We start from the raw sequence: 16,092 nt of genomic DNA, 5'->3' as shown, positions 1-16,092 counted from the left end.
AGTTAGCTTTTCTGTTGAGCATAAAAACGTGGAGGATAAAGGATCTGAACGGGTTGGATCCCTTGCGACTGATAATAGGTCATAAATTGCTGGTAGTAACCTTCTACATCCTCTTTAATTTGGAGCAAGTTCTGTGAAAGGATCGGACGACAAAGAGGATAAAAGAAATCTAGCCCCAGTTCCATCAGATGGTGTCCCTGCATATAGAGTTCTTCCTGAAGCTTCAGCCACTTTGGGTGACGATAAAAGAGCTGCTGCTGTATATACGTTAAAAATGTACGATCGAGCTCGACTGCCATATGCTGCATGGGCTGCGAAAGGTAAGGGGTCCGTAAGACTTCCAGTAAGGACCTTTGACCAAAAGGGAAAACTTCTGTTTGATAATGCAATCGCCCTCGTAAATCCTCATGAATGAGGTATTGCAGACGTAGCTCTTTCTTTGTCAAATCCAATTCCCAAAGATGGAACCCGCGATTCTGACTAAAATAAAGAAAGCCAGCCTGTAGCTTTGTTAGTCTTTCCTTGAGCCACAACTTTTTACCAAGTAACCAATAGACCTGGTAACCGTGGGATCGATACGCATCGCTTCTCTCCTTCAAGCGTTCTAAAGATAGGGGGCTGCACTGCACTTCCAAAGCTAAATTCTTGTCTACTACCAAAAGATCGGCAATTTGTTGAAAATCTGCTAAATAACTTTCTACTTCTGTATGAGACTCCTTAGAGGCCCAGTTATAAAGACTGGCTTTCAATTCCAGATGTTCAAAACTCTCAGCTTCGTGATGGTAGGGACAATGCTGTAATTTTACATGAGCAAAATGAGCCCGTAGAACCGAGCCATTTTTTAGACGCACTGGACTATGACAAGCCAAGCAATAAAAAGGTCCTGCTGTCACAGGCGGAATCTCCTCCATACAATTCCAGCGCTCTTTATTTTTATCCATGGCAATAAACATAGCCCCACCTCCTCATCTATATCATTCGAAAAAAATAAGAAAAAGGCTGGAAATTTCCAACCTTTTTTTGCTATTATTCGTCAGAATCTGAGTCTGAATCGTCACTAGAATCATCAGCAACAGGAGATTTACTCAATTCTTTCTGCATATCTTTCATTTCTTTACGAGTACTTTCCAACTCTTCACGAGCATCTTTCAAGATTTCGATCAAAGCTTCACGGTCTTCTTTAGGAACGACAGTGCTATCTGAACCGATGCTTTCCAAGCCTTCATTAAAGATATCTTTTTGGTTTTCTAATCCTTGCTTTAAGGTACTAATCATTGCATCGTATTGTTCTTTTGCAGAACCTGTCACAGAAGTACCTGCTTCTTCAGTAATAGAAACAGATTGATCCATTAATTTTGCAAACAACTTTTTGAAGTCTCCAACTGTTTTAGCTTTGCTGATTTCAGCATCTGTTAAGAGGCTAGAAGATGACGTATCTTCTGAATCTGTTGAAGTATCCTTACTTTTTGAAGTGTTGGCAGATTTGCTCGTTACTTTAGTCGTTGATTGACTATTTGAAGTTTCCTTCTTTGTGTCTTGTTTGTTTGAACAAGCAGCAAGGGAAACAATCGTCAAAAGAGCAGCTGTCGATAAGATCATTTTTTACATAAAATGGTCTCCTTTATATTTATTTTACCTCATTCTACCATCGAATACTTTGATTGTTAAATTAATCACTAGTTCTTAATAATAGCAAAAAAGTTGGACAGAAACACTGTAAAATCAGTGTTTCTGTCCAACTCTTCGATGATTAGTCATACAATAGTAACAATTTCATTAGTCTACTTTGCCACCAAAAAGGCCGTGAGCCTTCCCTTGGGGCATTTTTAAGGCAAAGCTCAGCAAAAAGACGATCCCTACAACCCCTGCTAAAAAGAAACTCATGACTTGGTAACCGCCTCTTTCAATACAGAGGGCTGCGAGGGGTTGTAAAAGAATGGTTCCTAAATAACGAGCTCCTTGGACAATGGCCATGGCAAGAACCAAGTCTTTGCCATTCACCTGTTGGGCAATAAACCGTAAGGAGACCATAATCAACACCATCCCTGTTGTATGCTTGGCTATAAGAGTCAAAAGCACTTTTAAGAAGACAGGACTTGGAAGAGCGTAGACGGCATATTGAGCGAAAATAATTCCGATTGGAAGAGCAATCAAAACCCGTAAAGGCCAGTGGTCCATGAATCGATCAGAGAAAAAGATCAAGGGAGCTTCCACTACGACGGAGACAGCTACAACCGTAGAGGCAATATGGACTGGTAGACCACTATCCATGAGCAACTCAGGAATATAGGTATGACCAATATTTCCAACCCCTGAAGCCAAGCCAATCAACACAATAAAGAAGAGGTAAGGGCCGTTGTGAAGAAGAGGACGAATAGAGACCGGGTCTTTAACCTTTTCTTCTTTTTTCTCTCTTGTCTTCATCCGAACGGCACTTAGACAGAAAATGCTGAGTACAATGGTGATCAAAACCGTATAATAGACTGCTTGGGGACTAAACTGATGATAGACCCAGCCAGCTATTTGGACACCGACCGAGTAGCCAATGGTTCCCCAAACGCGAATCTTCCCAAAAGCGTATGGACTTTGTGTTGCAAAAACTTCCATCATGGGAGCTGTCCCATTCAAACAGACTAGAACAATCCCATAAAAAACAGTCAGCCAAAAGAGATTGGGGGCCCAAAGAAAACCGAAGACACCACCAATGATCACACTCAGACTGAGGGTCGTCATTTTTACGATTCCAAATCGCTCATTGATATACCCAAAGAAGGGTTGGGCTACCATGGATAAGAAAAAGGCAACCGATACCAAAGTCGACACTTGAGTTGCACTATAGTGCTTTCCCATCAAATAGACGGAAATGAGGGTCGTAAAGAGAGATGTGGACATAAAATAAAAACTATAGAGCAGCATATAAGCCGCATAAGAATTTCGGAATTTTTTCATTTAAATCCTTTCTAAAAATATCGGAATGGGACAACGACAAAACCCAACTGACAATCAGTTAGGTTTTATTTTATTCTTTATTATAGCGTTTTTGAGCATCTTTTTTGCGTCTCTCACGACTTTGTTTTTCAATCGAGAGAATGATGATAAGAATGAGAATCGGAATCAAGATCAGGAAGTGATCTAGCGAAAGCCATTTACTGTGCTTAGCCGTTGTCTTTTTCCCACTTGCTGTTTCTTTGACAAGCTCTGGCTTGGCTCCTTCTTCCACCTTCATATCATCTCGGATACCTTCAGACAAGGTGTAGAGATCATTATCTACTGTCAGATAGCCATCTTTTACCGCAAGGGTCGGTTCTTTAGCACCTTTTTTGACCGTTGCATAGAAGGGTTTTTCAAGTGTATAGGTCTTTCCGTCAATCTTCTGGACACCTGCATCTAGCAATTTTTTATATCCAAAATCTTTATAGGCTTTTTCGATCAAGGCATTGCCAAACGGGTGACGGTAATATTCCCCATCTTGGTCTGCCCAATCTCCTACGCCCATAATGACAGCAATTAAGCGCTGATTGCCCCGTTTGATGGTCGCGATATAGTTGAAAGCTCCACGAGGGCTTGAACCAGTTTTTAAACCATCCACACCTTTCAAGGCATACTTGGCTCCTGGCAATGAATAATTGTAGGTATCAAAGGTTTCCTCATATGGAGTCCCTTTTTTGACCGTGACTTGTGCTTGATTGGTATAGTTTAAAATATCTGGGTATTGATTAATAAAATGATAGACCAAAATCCCTAAATCACGCGCAGTTGTCTGGTTGGCCGCATCATTTGGATAATTGTTTACCTGATAGTAGCCTTGCAAAGTGGAGATGGCCGCCCCACTCGGGTTATTCCAGACCGTGTTGGTCATCCCTAATTCCTTAGCCTTGGCATTCATGCGCTCGATAAAGGCATCTGGATCATTGTTGGATATAAGATTGGCCAACATGAGGGTCGATACATTTGAGGATGGAACCACTGTCATGGTAATCAACTCAGGAATGGTGTAGTCTACCCCAGCAACAATATTATTGTTGGAGATCTCATAGATCTTTCCGATCGCTTGGTCTGAAGCGGTCGCCTTGATCACTGTATCCTTACTGATCTTGCCATTTGCCATATCTTCAAACAAGAGATAGAGCGTCATGAGCTTACTCATGCTGGCCGGATCCCTGACTTCATCGATATTGTCTTTCCAAAGAACATTGCCCGTATTTCCGTCAATAATAAGCGAAGAATGTGGACGGTTAATGGCTTGGACATTGTCATTTGGATACATCTTTTGCGCCATATCCACCAATTCATCCGCACTCGCTAGAATTGGCTGGCATAAGAGACTCAGAAGGAGGCAAATATGGATCAAATATTTTTTTATCATAGACTTTTCCTTTATAACAGACTAATCAGCTGGAGGCTAAAATAAGCTTCTAGCCCTCATGCCCTTTCCTCTTGTCTCCCAGTAGATGAAAAGAGCTAATCACAGCAGATAATTACTTGTATTGTACCATATTTTGAAGCAGAAAAAAACCTATCTGGCCCGAATAAATCGGCGATAGGTCCTGTTTTTTATCGACTTAACAAGCTCAAGGCTTCCTTATCCGCAATAATGGTCACATTTGGATGTCCTTGAAGGGCACTAGCTGGCACTTTTTCTGTCCTTTCACCCTCTACTGTACCTTTGATTGCTTGGGCTTTTGATTCCCCATAAGCAAACAAGACAATTGATTTCGCAGCTAAGATATTGGCAATCCCCATCGAAATGGCTTGGGTTGGTACATCTTCGATCTTATCAAAGAAACGAGAATTGGCCTCAATGGTAGAGTCATCCAACTGAACTAAGTGGGTCTGACTATTAAAGGATGTCCCTGGCTCATTAAAACCGATATGCCCATTGCGTCCGATTCCCAAGATTTGAAGGTCCACTGGATGGTCTTCGAGTATTTTGTTATAACGGATCACTTCTTGATCGGCAGATTCTTCAACACCGGATGGGAGATAGCTTTCTTTGAACGGTTTGGCATCAAAGAGATTTTTCTCCATGAAGTACCGATAAGATTGAGGATCATCTCCCGTCAATCCTACGTATTCATCTAAGTTCACACTGATTAGATTAGACAGATCCAGATCACTTTCACGAATTTGTTTATAAAACTCAAGGGGACTGCTTCCAGTCGCAAGACCTAAGGTTTGAGCACCTTCCTTTAAAGTTTCTTTCAATATATCAAAGGCAACTTTTCCACCCTCAATTTGGTCCTTTACTTCAATAATTTTCATTGGATAGACCTCCTATTTCTCTATGCTTTTATTATATGGTATAGACCAATTTTTGTCAAGTGAAACCGCTATCTTTTTCTGGCATTTTTTTCATTTTCAAGTCGATTCATGATATAATGAAAGGTATGATTGTATCACTATTATTCATCATTTTTTTGATCGGACTCCTTGTCTTTCTCTTATCTTTCTTGATTCATCAAAGAAAGATTCTCAAGGTCCTGATCTTTTTGATGGGAATCTGCCTGATGCTCTTAGCTGTCGGGACTACCATCTATCTACTCACAAATTTATTATAAAAGGAGCGCTAATGAATACCAACGACTTTGACTTTGATTTGCCTGAAGAACTGATTGCTCAAACCCCTCTTGAAAAACGAGATGCCTCTAAACTCTTGATCCTCGATCGAAAAACAGGGCAATTCCAAGACCGTCATTTTGATGCCATTTTGGATGAATTGGAGCCAGGAGATGCTCTTGTCATGAACAATACGCGCGTTCTACCAGCCCGCCTTCATGGAGTCAAACCAGAAACAGGTGGTCACGTCGAATTCCTTCTCCTTAAAAATACGCAAGATGACTGTTGGGAAGTCTTGGCAAAACCTGCAAAACGCTTAAAGGTAGGGGCCACAGTCAGCTTCGGAGATGGTCGGTTGACCGCAACCGTTGAGGAAGAATTAGAGCACGGAGGCCGCATCGTTCGCTTCCACTACCAAGGGATCTTTTTAGAAGTTTTGGAAAGCCTTGGTGAAATGCCACTTCCTCCCTATATCCATGAAAAACTGGCTGACCGCGAGCGCTACCAAACCGTTTACGCCAAAGAAAATGGTTCTGCTGCAGCTCCAACGGCAGGTCTTCATTTCACCCAAGAATTGCTCCAAAAGATTGAAGCAAAAGGGGTTCACCTGGTCTATTTGACCCTTCATGTGGGCCTGGGAACCTTCCGTCCAGTATCCGTGGACAATCTTGAAGACCATGAGATGCACTCTGAATTTTACCAACTTTCTGAAGAGGCTGCTGCTACCCTTCGTCAGGTAAAAGCTGCAGGAAAACGCATCGTAGCTGTTGGAACGACTTCTATTCGAACCCTTGAAACGATTGGAAACAAATTTGATGGTGATATCCAAGCCGATTCAGGCTGGACCAATATTTTTATCAAGCCTGGTTATGAATGGAAAGTCGTCGATGCCTTTTCAACCAACTTCCACCTTCCAAAATCAACTCTGGTCATGTTGGTTTCTGCCTTTGCTGGCCGTGAATTAACCCTAGAAGCATACCACCATGCGATTCAAGAACGCTACCGGTTCTTCAGTTTCGGGGATGCTATGTTCATCAAGTAAAGGAGTCTCTCATGAATAAAATTGAAAGCCGCCATCGCTTGATCCGCTCGATCATTTCTGAGCGTAGGATTCATACCCAACAAGAACTCCAGGAAGCCTTAGAAGCCAATGGTGTTCTCGTTACCCAGTCCACCCTTTCACGGGATGTCAAATCCTTGAATCTGGTGAAAATTAACGAGGGGGATAGTTCCTACTATGCCATGAACACCATCGCTCCTTCCCGTTGGGAAAAGCGCCTGCGGATGTATATGGAAGATGCCTTAGTCATGTTGCGACCGGTTCAAAACCAGGTCGTTGTAAAAACTCTTCCAGGTCTGGCCCAATCCTTTGGAGCGATCCTAGACGCATTGGAACTCCAAGAAATTGTAGCCACCATCTGTGGAGACGATGTCTGTTTGGTCATCTGCGAAGACAACCAAGGAGCTTTGGATTGTTTTGAAAAATTAAAAGAATTCACCCCACCCTTCTTCTTTAGTAAATAAAAAGTTTGGAAACCAAGTTTCCAAACTTTTTAAAATGTAGACAAACTATCTTAAAATAAGGTGAGCGATTCTGCAAAAAAATTAAAATGTGTTCTAATTTTTTGAATGAATGAAGAAAACACTGAAACTTTCCGCCGTGAGAAAAGTGCCTGAAACAATTTTGTTTCAGGCACTCGGAATTATTGAGAGTAAAACAGTTTGGGAAACTGTTTTAGCCTGAGCCCAGAAATTAAAGAGCGAGGGGGCTCAATACAAATTGAACACGGGCTGCGGATTGTGTCAAAAAGATAAGTTCTCCTAAAATCGAAAGATTCCGCGTCAAACTTCCTATTTTGACTTTATCCGCAGACGCCCTTAGTATCTTGATTTAGTCTTGGAACTTCGTAGAAGTTCGCTGACGTCCGTACTCACCTAAGGAAAGTTTTTAGTATAACTTTGTCTTAGTTATGAAAGTTTGGAAACCAAGTTTCCAAACTTTTTTATATGGTGGCTAAGCGTTGAATGGCTTCTCGATAGATTTCCATCGCAGCATAGAGATCGTTAATTTTTGCTCGTTCATTTGCTTGATGCTCAGTCTGTTCTGCACCTGGGAAAAGAGCCCCAAAAGCGACACAATTTTCCATGGTCCGCGCAAATGTCGCACCACCAGAAGACATAGCGGGCGTCCTATCACCAGTTTCTTCCTGATAAACTGCCATCAAAGAGCTGACTAAAGGACTATCCAAAGGAACATATAAAGGAGCCAAATAATCAAACTCTTCATATTCCAACTGATAGCTGGCTGCAATTTCTTGCAAACGAGCTACCAAGGCATCCTTGTCTGCTAAGACCGGGATCCGAATATCAATTCCGATTTCCGATTGTTCTTGATCGATCACAAGGGTCGCAAGATTGAAGGAAAGATCCCCACTTGGTTCATCTGAAATAGGGCCAAATAGCGCTTCTCCCGTTGCATCCTCACCAACTGCATCTGCGATAAAGAGCAAAGCTGGATGGGGTTGGATGAGGGATAAACTTTCCGCTAAACCGACAATGGCATTCACTCCTTCAGCTGCATCTTTAGAGTGCTTGGAAACACCCAAGACCGTTACAGAATCTTCTGTTTGGCTATACCGAACCCCACTTTGATCCAAAACAGGAAGCAACTCTTCCAAACGATGACCAGCATAGGTCGCCTTGTCTGGAACAACATTGAGGGCCTGACCAGCCTGTAAGGGAAGATCGTCCCAACCTGGACCATGCAATTTCACTTGTAATAAGCCTTTTTCAGCATAGGTTAATGGGAAAGAGGAATCCGGTGCAAATCCAAGATCTGCTTGTTCCTCGATTTGGTTGTAGCGGTTCATACAGCGCCACAAGGTTTCTTCATCCGTCCCAAAGATAAAGCGGATTCGTTTGGTAAACTGGAGGCCATCATCCAGCAAACTCTTGACTGCATAGAGGGCAGCAAGAGACGGTCCCTTATCATCCTGCACACCACGACCTACTAGATAATCACCGACAATAGTCGCTTCAAAAGGTGGCGTTTGCCAATCTTGTAAATCACCGGCTGGAACAACATCCAAGTGACAAAGAACGGCCAGGAGTTCTTCCCCCTGACCGATCTCTGCATATCCATAGTATCCTTCAGGATCTATATATGTTTGAAAACCTAATTCTCGAGCAAGCTCTAAGGTTTTTTCTAGGACATCTTGGATAGCTTGTCCAAACGGTGTTCCATTTTCCCCTTCATTTAATACAGAAGGGTAAGAAATGATGGTTTGAAGCGAGTTTAAAAACTGCTCTTTTACATCGTTCTTTATTCTATTTTTCATGAAACACCTACTTTATTCTATTGCAAGAATGGAACCACAGTTCCTAGTAGAAGAAGGGCAATGGTGATCACAACAATAGCTATGACCAATTTACCCATGAATTTCCACCATGCACTCAAGTCAACACGTCCAAGAGCAAGAGCTCCCATTACGATACCTGAAGTTGGTGCGATCAAGTTCAAGACACCAGATGCAGATTGATAAGCTGTGACAATCAAGCTACCTGGTACATTGACGAATTTACCAAGAGGTGCCATGATACCCATTGTTGCGCTGGCAAGACCAGATGATGATGGGATCAAGAATGACATTGGCAAGTAGAAAATGTAAGTCAAGACAATGAACAATTGAGATGAAAGACCTTTAAGTCCTTCTTCACCCCAGTGAAGAATTGTCGCAGTGATCATACCGTCGTTCATGATGACTTGGATACCACGTGCTACCGCTACGATAAGAGCAACACTCAAGAGGTCAGCTGCACCATTCATGAAAGATGAAATAATTTTATCTTCTTTCAAGCCATAAATGATACCAACGAGGATTCCCATGAAGGCAAAGAGCATAGCTGTTTGAGGGAAGTACCATGTACCAAGAGCATCTGTGTTACCGATCAATTGACCAAGTACTGGAATTTTATGGAGAGATTCGTTAAAGCTGTTAAAGAATGTAATACCCAAATCTTTGAATGGGATAAATCCAGCAACCATGATAACGAATGTTGAGATGAAGACGACCAAGACACGTTTTTGTTTCTTGTTCATTTGTGAAGGAATTTCTTCGCCACTATCAACATTGAAGTGTTTCAAATCTTCTTCACGAGTTGCATAGGTGAGAGATTTGGTTGGGTCTTTTTGAACCTTATCTGCATAACGGTATACATAGTATGTGCTAAGTCCTGTCAATACGATCCAGAAGATCACACGAAGTAAGAGACCTGAAGCACTTGAGATACCTGCAGTATCAGATGCGATAACTGTCGCAAATGGGTTCAATGTTGACGCCAAACATCCGATTTGGGATCCTAAAAGGATAATGGCTACCCCTGTCAAGCTGTCAAAACCAACGGACATCATAACAGGTACAAGAAGTGGATAGAAGGCCATGGTTTCTTCACCCATACCATAAGTTGTACCACCAAGGGCAAACAATGGCATCAAGATCAAAATCAACATTTTTTCGCGGCCTTTGTATTTACGAACGATAGAAGCAATCCCTACATCAAGGGTACCTGTTTCGTTCACAACTCCAAGGAAACCACCGACCATCAAGATGAAGAAGGCTACATCAATCGCTGCACTGGTTGGTGCTTTACCAAGCATGGCATTGATTGGGGCCATCAAGACATCCCAAATCCCTTGAGGATGTGCTTTTACAGATTCATAACTACCTGCAATGATAGCACCTGCATCGTCAACCTTGTATTGACCAGCTGGAATAATCCAAGTTAACACTGCCATAATAGCAATGATAATCAACAATACGGAAAAAGATGAAGGCATCTTAAATCCTTTTTTCGTTTTTTCACTCATTTGTCTTCCTCCTAACGCAACAAAGTGTGAGTGATGTTTTACAAGAGTCTCTTGTAAAACGCTTACCTATAGATTTATTCTATCACAATAAGCTTTAAAATACTAGTTTTTTCCTAATTTTTCATTAGTCTTTTTGGATGATTGTCCCACTTTCAGACTCAATTAAAGCGCCAAGGTTTTCAAGTGATGTAATAACTGCTTTTCCTTCTGGGCGACCATTGACGAAGGCAATCGCAGCTTCCACTTTAGGAAGCATGCTTCCTGGTGCAAATTGGTCTTGTTTGATGTATTCTTCCAATTGAGCCACATTCACATGTTCCAATTTTGCTTGGTCTGGTTTGTTGTAGTTCACAAAGACATAATCGACACCAGTCAAGACGATGAAGAGGTCTGCTTCTACTAATTCAGCCAAACGTTGAGATGCAAAGTCTTTATCGATAACAGCTTCAACACCAGATAGGCTACCATCTGCTTCTTTCACAACTGGGATACCGCCACCACCGGCAGCTACTACGACTTGACCGTCGTTCAACAAAGTACGGATGGTATTGATTTCTTTAATATCCACTGGTTTTGGTGAAGCAACGACTTTACGCCAGCCACGACCAGCATCTTCTTTGAAAGTTGCTCCTGTTTTTTCAGCTTCTGCTTTTGCTTCTTCTTCTGAGTAGAATGGACCGATTGGTTTGCTGAGGTTGACAAAAGCTGGGTCGTTCTTATCAACAATGACTTGTGTCACAACAGAAGCTACATCTTTTTCGATTCCTTCTTCATGAAGAGCATTTTGAAGAGCATTTTGAAGCCAGTAGCCAATGCTTCCTTCGGTCATAGCAACTAATGAATCAAGTGGGAAAGCAGGGTTCTTTTCAGAGTTTGCTGCCAAGTGTTGGAGCAAGAGGTTCCCTACTTGAGGACCATTTCCGTGAGTGATGATCAAGTCATCCCCGTTTTTGATTAATTTGACTAAGTGTTTTGCTGTTTCTACAAGTGCTTCTTGTTGAGCTTGAGCAGAAGGATCAGATGAGAGGATGGCGTTCCCTCCCAAAGCAACGACGATTTTTCTTGACATAGGTTTTCCCTTTCTATAAAAAATAGGGGCAGGACTAAAGCTAGCAGTCCAGCCCCTATAGCTGTTGGTATACGGTTATAAAGTCTTAAACTTTTGGAATGTACAAGTTACCAAGAGTAGCTGCCATCACCGCTTTGATTGTGTGCATACGGTTTTCAGCTTGGTCAAAGTGACGAGCATATTTGCTGCGGAACACTTCGTCAGTAACTTCCATTTCTTCTACGCCGAATTTTTCAGCAACATCTTTACCATAAACAGTGTTTGTGTCGTGGAAAGCTGGCAAGCAGTGCAAGAAGATCAAGTCTTCGTTATCAGCTTTCTTAACCAATTCCATGTTTACTTGGTAAGGTTTCAAAAGGGCAACGCGTTCTGCAAATTTGTCTTCTTCACCCATAGATACCCAAACGTCAGTGTAAAGTACATCAGCACCTTTCACAGCTTCGTCAGCATCTTCAGTGATCAAGATATGAGCGCCACTTTCTTTTGCGAATCCTTCTGCCAATTCAACAATTTCTTGTTCTGGGAAGAGTTCTTTTGGTGAGAAGATGTGTACGTTCACACCAAGGATAGCACCTGTTACAAGAAGGCTGTTTGCAACGTTGTTACGTCCGTCACCACAGTACACAAGTGTCAAACCTTCAAGGCGTCCAAAGTTTTCTTGAACAGTCAAGTAGTCTGCAAGCATTTGAGTTGGGTGCCATTCGTCAGTCAAACCATTCCATACTGGAACACCTGAGAATTCAGCCAATTCTTCAACCATACGTTGGCTGAAACCACGGAATTCAATACCGTCAAACATACGTCCAAGAACTTTAGCAGTATCTTCTGTAGATTCTTTTTTACCAAGTTGGATGTCGTTTGCACCAAGGTATTCTGGGTGAGCACCAAGGTCGATGGCTGCAGTAGTGAAGGCAGCACGAGTACGAGTTGAAGTTTTTTCAAACAAAAGCGCAATGTTTTTACCAGCTAGGTAGTGGTGTTGGATGTTGCGTTTTTTAAGATCTTTCAAGTGAGCTGAAAGTCCGATAAGGTATTCTAACTCTGCACGTGTAAAGTCTTTTTCTGCTAAAAAGCTACGTCCTTGGAATACTGAAGTTGTCATTAATTATCTCCTTTTATTATGCATGATCGGATCCTGTCATTCAGTTTAGAGGGCTCAGTTTAGACACTGAGCCCGTCTAACCTATAGAAGGATGATTAGATTTCTTCACGTTCGAATGGCATTGACATACAACGAGGTCCACCACGACCGCGAACCAATTCACTTCCGCGGATCTTAATCAAACGAAGTCCGTATTCTTCTAATTTCTTGTTGGTAACAGTGTTACGGTCGTATACTACTACCACACCTGGTGCGATTGTAAGAGTATTTGATCCGTCGTTCCATTGTTCACGTGCAGCAGCAACGACGTTGCCACCTCCACATGGAATCAATGTAACTTTTTCAACACCAAGGTTTTCAGCAAGCAATTCAGCCAAATCACCTTTTTCTTCAACGATCTTCAATTGTTCGTTTTCATAAGTTACAGAGAAGACGCGAAGGTTGCCTTGGATTTCTGGGTGGATTGTGAATTTATCGTAGTCCACCATTGTGAATACTGTATCCAAGTGCATGAATTTACGGTTGTTCGCAAATTCGAAGGCCAATACTTTCTTGAAGCCAACGTTCTTCTTGAAGATGTTTACCAACAATTTTTCGATTGATGCAGCATCAGTACGTTGTGAGATACCAACTGCCAATACATCTTTAGAAAGTACCAACTCATCTCCACCTTCGATACGAGTATCTTCTTCACGGTTATAGACAAGTTCAACTTTTCCACCGTAAACTGGGTGGTATTTGAAGATGTATTTACCATACAAAGTTTCACGGTTACGTGTATCTGCGTACATGTGGTTCAATGATACTGCATTACCAATTGTTGCAAATGGGTCACGTGTGAAGTACAAGTTTGTCATTGGGTCGATAGCAAATGGATAGTCAGATTCAACAAGGTCTGTCAATCCTTTTGCTTCTTCAGGAATTTCTGGAAGTTCAGCTTTTTGAACCCCTTCCATTGTTTTTTCAACCAATTCTTGGTTGTCTTCAATGCTGTGAAGCAATTCACGGATCGCAATTTTTGTTTGGCGTCCACGAATGTTCGCTTCTTCAAGGTATTCTTCGATGAACTGATCGCGAATTTCTGGAGAAGTCAATGACTCAGCAGCCAACTGTTCAAGATAAAGTACTTCGATTCCTTCGTTACGAAGTGCTTCAGCAAATGCGTCGTGTTCTTTTTGAGCATCTTCCAAGAATGGAATATCATCAAAAAGAAGACGTTCAAGATAGTCAGGCATCAAGTTTTCCAACTCTTTACCTGGACGGTGCAAACAAACTTTTTTCAGTTTTCCAATTTCTGAGAAAACATGAATTGGGTGTGTAGACATCTATAGTCCTCCTTTTTTCTTGCGGTTTAGCTTAGCTAATCCTGTTTACAGGTTTTATTTTATCACCAATTGGTACCGCTTTCACAAAGAATTCTACTTTTTGAATGCAAAGAATTTGGCGTTTTTTTGAATCCTTCCTATTTTTTAGTTAATATGAAGCGTTTTCTTTGCATATTTTGCCTTTTATATTATTTTTATGAATATATATTTTTTTGTAAAAAATAAAAAAAGATCAACGAATTAGTTGATCTCTTCAAAACTTTTTAAAAAGTAGGCTGTATCTAGAAAAGTTAGTTGTTTTCTCTCATACTGGATCTTATGAGAATCGATGAGTTTCTTTAAAACTTGATTGACGGTTTCTCTAGTTGTGGCTGCTAATTTGGCCATTTCCTTCATACTAATTGGAAATGGAAGCTGATTTCCTAGACCTTCATAGTCCTTGCACAGAATGGCTAAGGATTGAATCACGCGCTCACTGGCACTAGCTGTCACGACATTGCGCAAGCGCAACTCTTGAAATTCTAGGATGGAGGAGAGCTTTCTCATAATAAAGAGCAACTGCTCCTTACTCTCTTGGGCATATAATTCATAGAGGTTGACGGGAATCACGAAACAACGCAAATCCGTCACCGCACTAGCTGTATAGTGGTAACGCTCATCCTGGAACATCCCACCATAAGGGAACAGAGCCCCCTTCTTAATATAATCCATATAGGAGAATTGGTCAGACGAATCAAATTGCTCAATACGAGCAAAGCCTTTTGTCAGAAGAAAAATGCGCTCCCGCCTATCTCCTGCATAAAATAAAATTTGTCCTTTAGGGATATCCCTGGCATGAATTTCAACAGCTAATTTATCAAATAGCTCCACTGGTAGCGCAGAAAAGGCTGGATGCGAGCGGAGCAACTGGTAATCTTCCTTTGTAATCATGTCTATACTTCCTCTTATTACTATTAGTAGTATAACATACTTTTTATAGAAAAGGGAAAGAAGTCTCTTTAGAACAGAAAAGTAATTCGAAACACCAAGTGAATTTCATCCTACTTTGATAGAATAAAAGGCCTGAGCAACCCTCAGACCTTTTGTCGATTATTCATTCATATTGACACGATGCCATTCATTGATAACATAAGCCAGTTGCCCTAATTGATAAAGACCAACGCCACTGATTTCAGAACTTTCTGGAGTCGTACCTCCAAGTCCTGCAGTGTAGATGGCAACCAAATAAGGAGTCGATTCATGGACAATCGCATCCACATTAAGTGCTTCAGCAACATACCCTGGTTTTTGTTGAATCACCAAATCTGGCAAGAATTTTTTATAGTACTCACCTGGGAAAGACTCCCCGATCAGTTCTAGTAAATCTGCATATTTTTCTTGATGATTCCAAAGATATTCCAAGACATGGATGTAATAATCCGTTGTCGTTTTATTATCTTCGCTAAAGGTTTTAACCTCTGGTGAACGAGATTGACCATAGCGACTGAACAACTTACGCGCTTGCTCCATCCCCCCTAAACGATCTGCCAAAGCATAGGCTGGGGTGTTTTCAGAGTAAACCAATGAATAGCGCTGCATATCAGGAATAGACATGGCTCCATCAAAGGCAGCAACATAATTGTCATGCTCTCCTACATATTCATAGTAGGTATTGGTAATGTCAAACCGGTCTGTTAAATTGAGTTTGCCCTTTGCGACTTCATCCACCACCAACATGTTCAAGGGTAGCTTATAGGTACTACCTGCCGTCATTGGTTGAAGATCATTCATGGCAAATTGCTCTCCAGTAATGGCATTGCGATACGTGAAAGCAACTTGTGACGGATCAATTCCACTTTCCGCTAGGAAATCCTGAACAACCTCTACCAAGCCTTTATTAGCATAATCATAGACAAGGCCATAAGCACTCATCGTTTCCATGTCTGCATCTACTACTGCTTGCTTAGCTTCAGGAGATTTGACACGCGGTTTTTTCGTCTCAGGGGTAGACTTTTCGATATCTTGTTCTTTTGTTTCTTTTGTTTTCTTTGCTTTTTTTTCAATTGCTGATGCTGTTGGTTGCGTAACATGCAAGTAGCCCAGTGCGCTTGTTCCCACTAAGCACAATAAAATACTGACCGCAATCATGATCGAGCGTAGATTAAAATATTTTTTCATACGAGATTAATTATAA

The 16,092-nt window shown here is 41.5% G+C and carries 15 protein-coding genes; 3 read left to right on the top strand and 12 right to left on the bottom strand.

What is annotated here, in order from left to right:
• Positions 1-2: 2 nt before the first annotated feature.
• From TZ97_RS02340 to TZ97_RS02320, 5 genes are all read right to left on the bottom strand, one after another.
• Positions 3-953 (bottom strand): competence protein CoiA family protein, encoded by a 951-nt coding sequence (locus TZ97_RS02340; RefSeq protein ID WP_045759246.1) that lies wholly within the window; start codon positions 951-953, stop codon positions 3-5.
• 73 nt (positions 954-1,026) lie between these two features.
• Complete coding sequence (locus tag TZ97_RS02335; RefSeq protein ID WP_024055318.1) at positions 1,027-1,599, bottom strand: hypothetical protein; 573 nt, start codon at positions 1,597-1,599, stop codon at positions 1,027-1,029.
• Positions 1,600-1,776: 177 nt separating this feature from the next.
• Positions 1,777-2,949: an MFS transporter gene (locus tag TZ97_RS02330; RefSeq protein WP_045759245.1), complete on the bottom strand. Its 1,173-nt coding sequence runs from the start codon at positions 2,947-2,949 to the stop codon at positions 1,777-1,779.
• 70 nt (positions 2,950-3,019) lie between these two features.
• Positions 3,020-4,366: a DUF1958 domain-containing protein gene (locus TZ97_RS02325; RefSeq protein ID WP_045759244.1), complete on the bottom strand. Its 1,347-nt coding sequence runs from the start codon at positions 4,364-4,366 to the stop codon at positions 3,020-3,022.
• A gap of 188 nt (positions 4,367-4,554) precedes the next feature.
• A complete protein-coding gene (locus TZ97_RS02320; RefSeq protein WP_045759243.1) occupies positions 4,555-5,262 on the bottom strand; it encodes a glucosamine-6-phosphate deaminase in 708 nt (235 codons plus the stop codon).
• A gap of 125 nt (positions 5,263-5,387) precedes the next feature.
• Between TZ97_RS02320 and TZ97_RS02315 the strand changes: the two genes are divergently transcribed.
• Genes TZ97_RS02315 through TZ97_RS02305 form a run of 3 tightly spaced genes read left to right on the top strand, consistent with a single transcriptional unit; the run spans position 5,388 to position 7,080 of the window.
• On the top strand, positions 5,388-5,558 hold the full coding sequence (locus tag TZ97_RS02315) for a hypothetical protein (RefSeq protein WP_003012095.1): 171 nt from the start codon (positions 5,388-5,390) through the stop codon (positions 5,556-5,558).
• A gap of 11 nt (positions 5,559-5,569) precedes the next feature.
• On the top strand, positions 5,570-6,598 hold the full coding sequence (queA, locus tag TZ97_RS02310; RefSeq protein WP_003006367.1) for a tRNA preQ1(34) S-adenosylmethionine ribosyltransferase-isomerase QueA: 1,029 nt from the start codon (positions 5,570-5,572) through the stop codon (positions 6,596-6,598).
• A gap of 11 nt (positions 6,599-6,609) precedes the next feature.
• Positions 6,610-7,080, top strand: coding sequence for an arginine repressor (locus TZ97_RS02305; protein WP_003006364.1), 471 nt, complete (start codon positions 6,610-6,612; stop codon positions 7,078-7,080).
• 479 nt (positions 7,081-7,559) lie between these two features.
• On the opposite strand, the gene TZ97_RS02300 is transcribed toward TZ97_RS02305, so the two are convergent.
• The 7 genes from TZ97_RS02300 to TZ97_RS02270 form a co-directional block, all read right to left on the bottom strand.
• Positions 7,560-8,894, bottom strand: a complete 1,335-nt coding sequence (locus TZ97_RS02300; protein ID WP_045759242.1) for a dipeptidase — start codon at positions 8,892-8,894, stop codon at positions 7,560-7,562.
• 17 nt (positions 8,895-8,911) lie between these two features.
• Positions 8,912-10,423, bottom strand: coding sequence for a YfcC family protein (locus TZ97_RS02295; RefSeq protein WP_045759241.1), 1,512 nt, complete (start codon positions 10,421-10,423; stop codon positions 8,912-8,914).
• Between the two features lie 124 nt (positions 10,424-10,547).
• Positions 10,548-11,492 carry a carbamate kinase gene (arcC, locus tag TZ97_RS02290; protein WP_045759240.1) on the bottom strand — a complete coding sequence of 315 codons (945 nt, stop codon included), beginning with the start codon at positions 11,490-11,492 and terminating at the stop codon, positions 10,548-10,550.
• An 85-nt stretch (positions 11,493-11,577) separates the two neighbouring features.
• On the bottom strand, positions 11,578-12,594 hold the full coding sequence (argF, locus tag TZ97_RS02285) for an ornithine carbamoyltransferase (protein WP_023022690.1): 1,017 nt from the start codon (positions 12,592-12,594) through the stop codon (positions 11,578-11,580).
• Between the two features lie 95 nt (positions 12,595-12,689).
• Complete coding sequence (arcA, locus tag TZ97_RS02280; protein WP_003006347.1) at positions 12,690-13,919, bottom strand: arginine deiminase; 1,230 nt, start codon at positions 13,917-13,919, stop codon at positions 12,690-12,692.
• Positions 13,920-14,159: 240 nt separating this feature from the next.
• Entirely contained in the window at positions 14,160-14,849 is a 690-nt protein-coding gene (locus tag TZ97_RS02275; protein WP_024056304.1) for a Crp/Fnr family transcriptional regulator, read from the bottom strand.
• 159 nt (positions 14,850-15,008) lie between these two features.
• Entirely contained in the window at positions 15,009-16,076 is a 1,068-nt protein-coding gene (locus tag TZ97_RS02270; RefSeq protein WP_045759239.1) for a serine hydrolase, read from the bottom strand.
• Positions 16,077-16,092: the final 16 nt, after the last annotated feature.

Source organism: Streptococcus parasanguinis, assembly GCF_000963275.1.
Taxonomy (GTDB): domain Bacteria; phylum Bacillota; class Bacilli; order Lactobacillales; family Streptococcaceae; genus Streptococcus; species Streptococcus parasanguinis_B.
The sequence above is the reverse complement of the archived record's forward strand: the minus strand, read 5'-3'. Positions and strand labels throughout refer to the sequence as shown.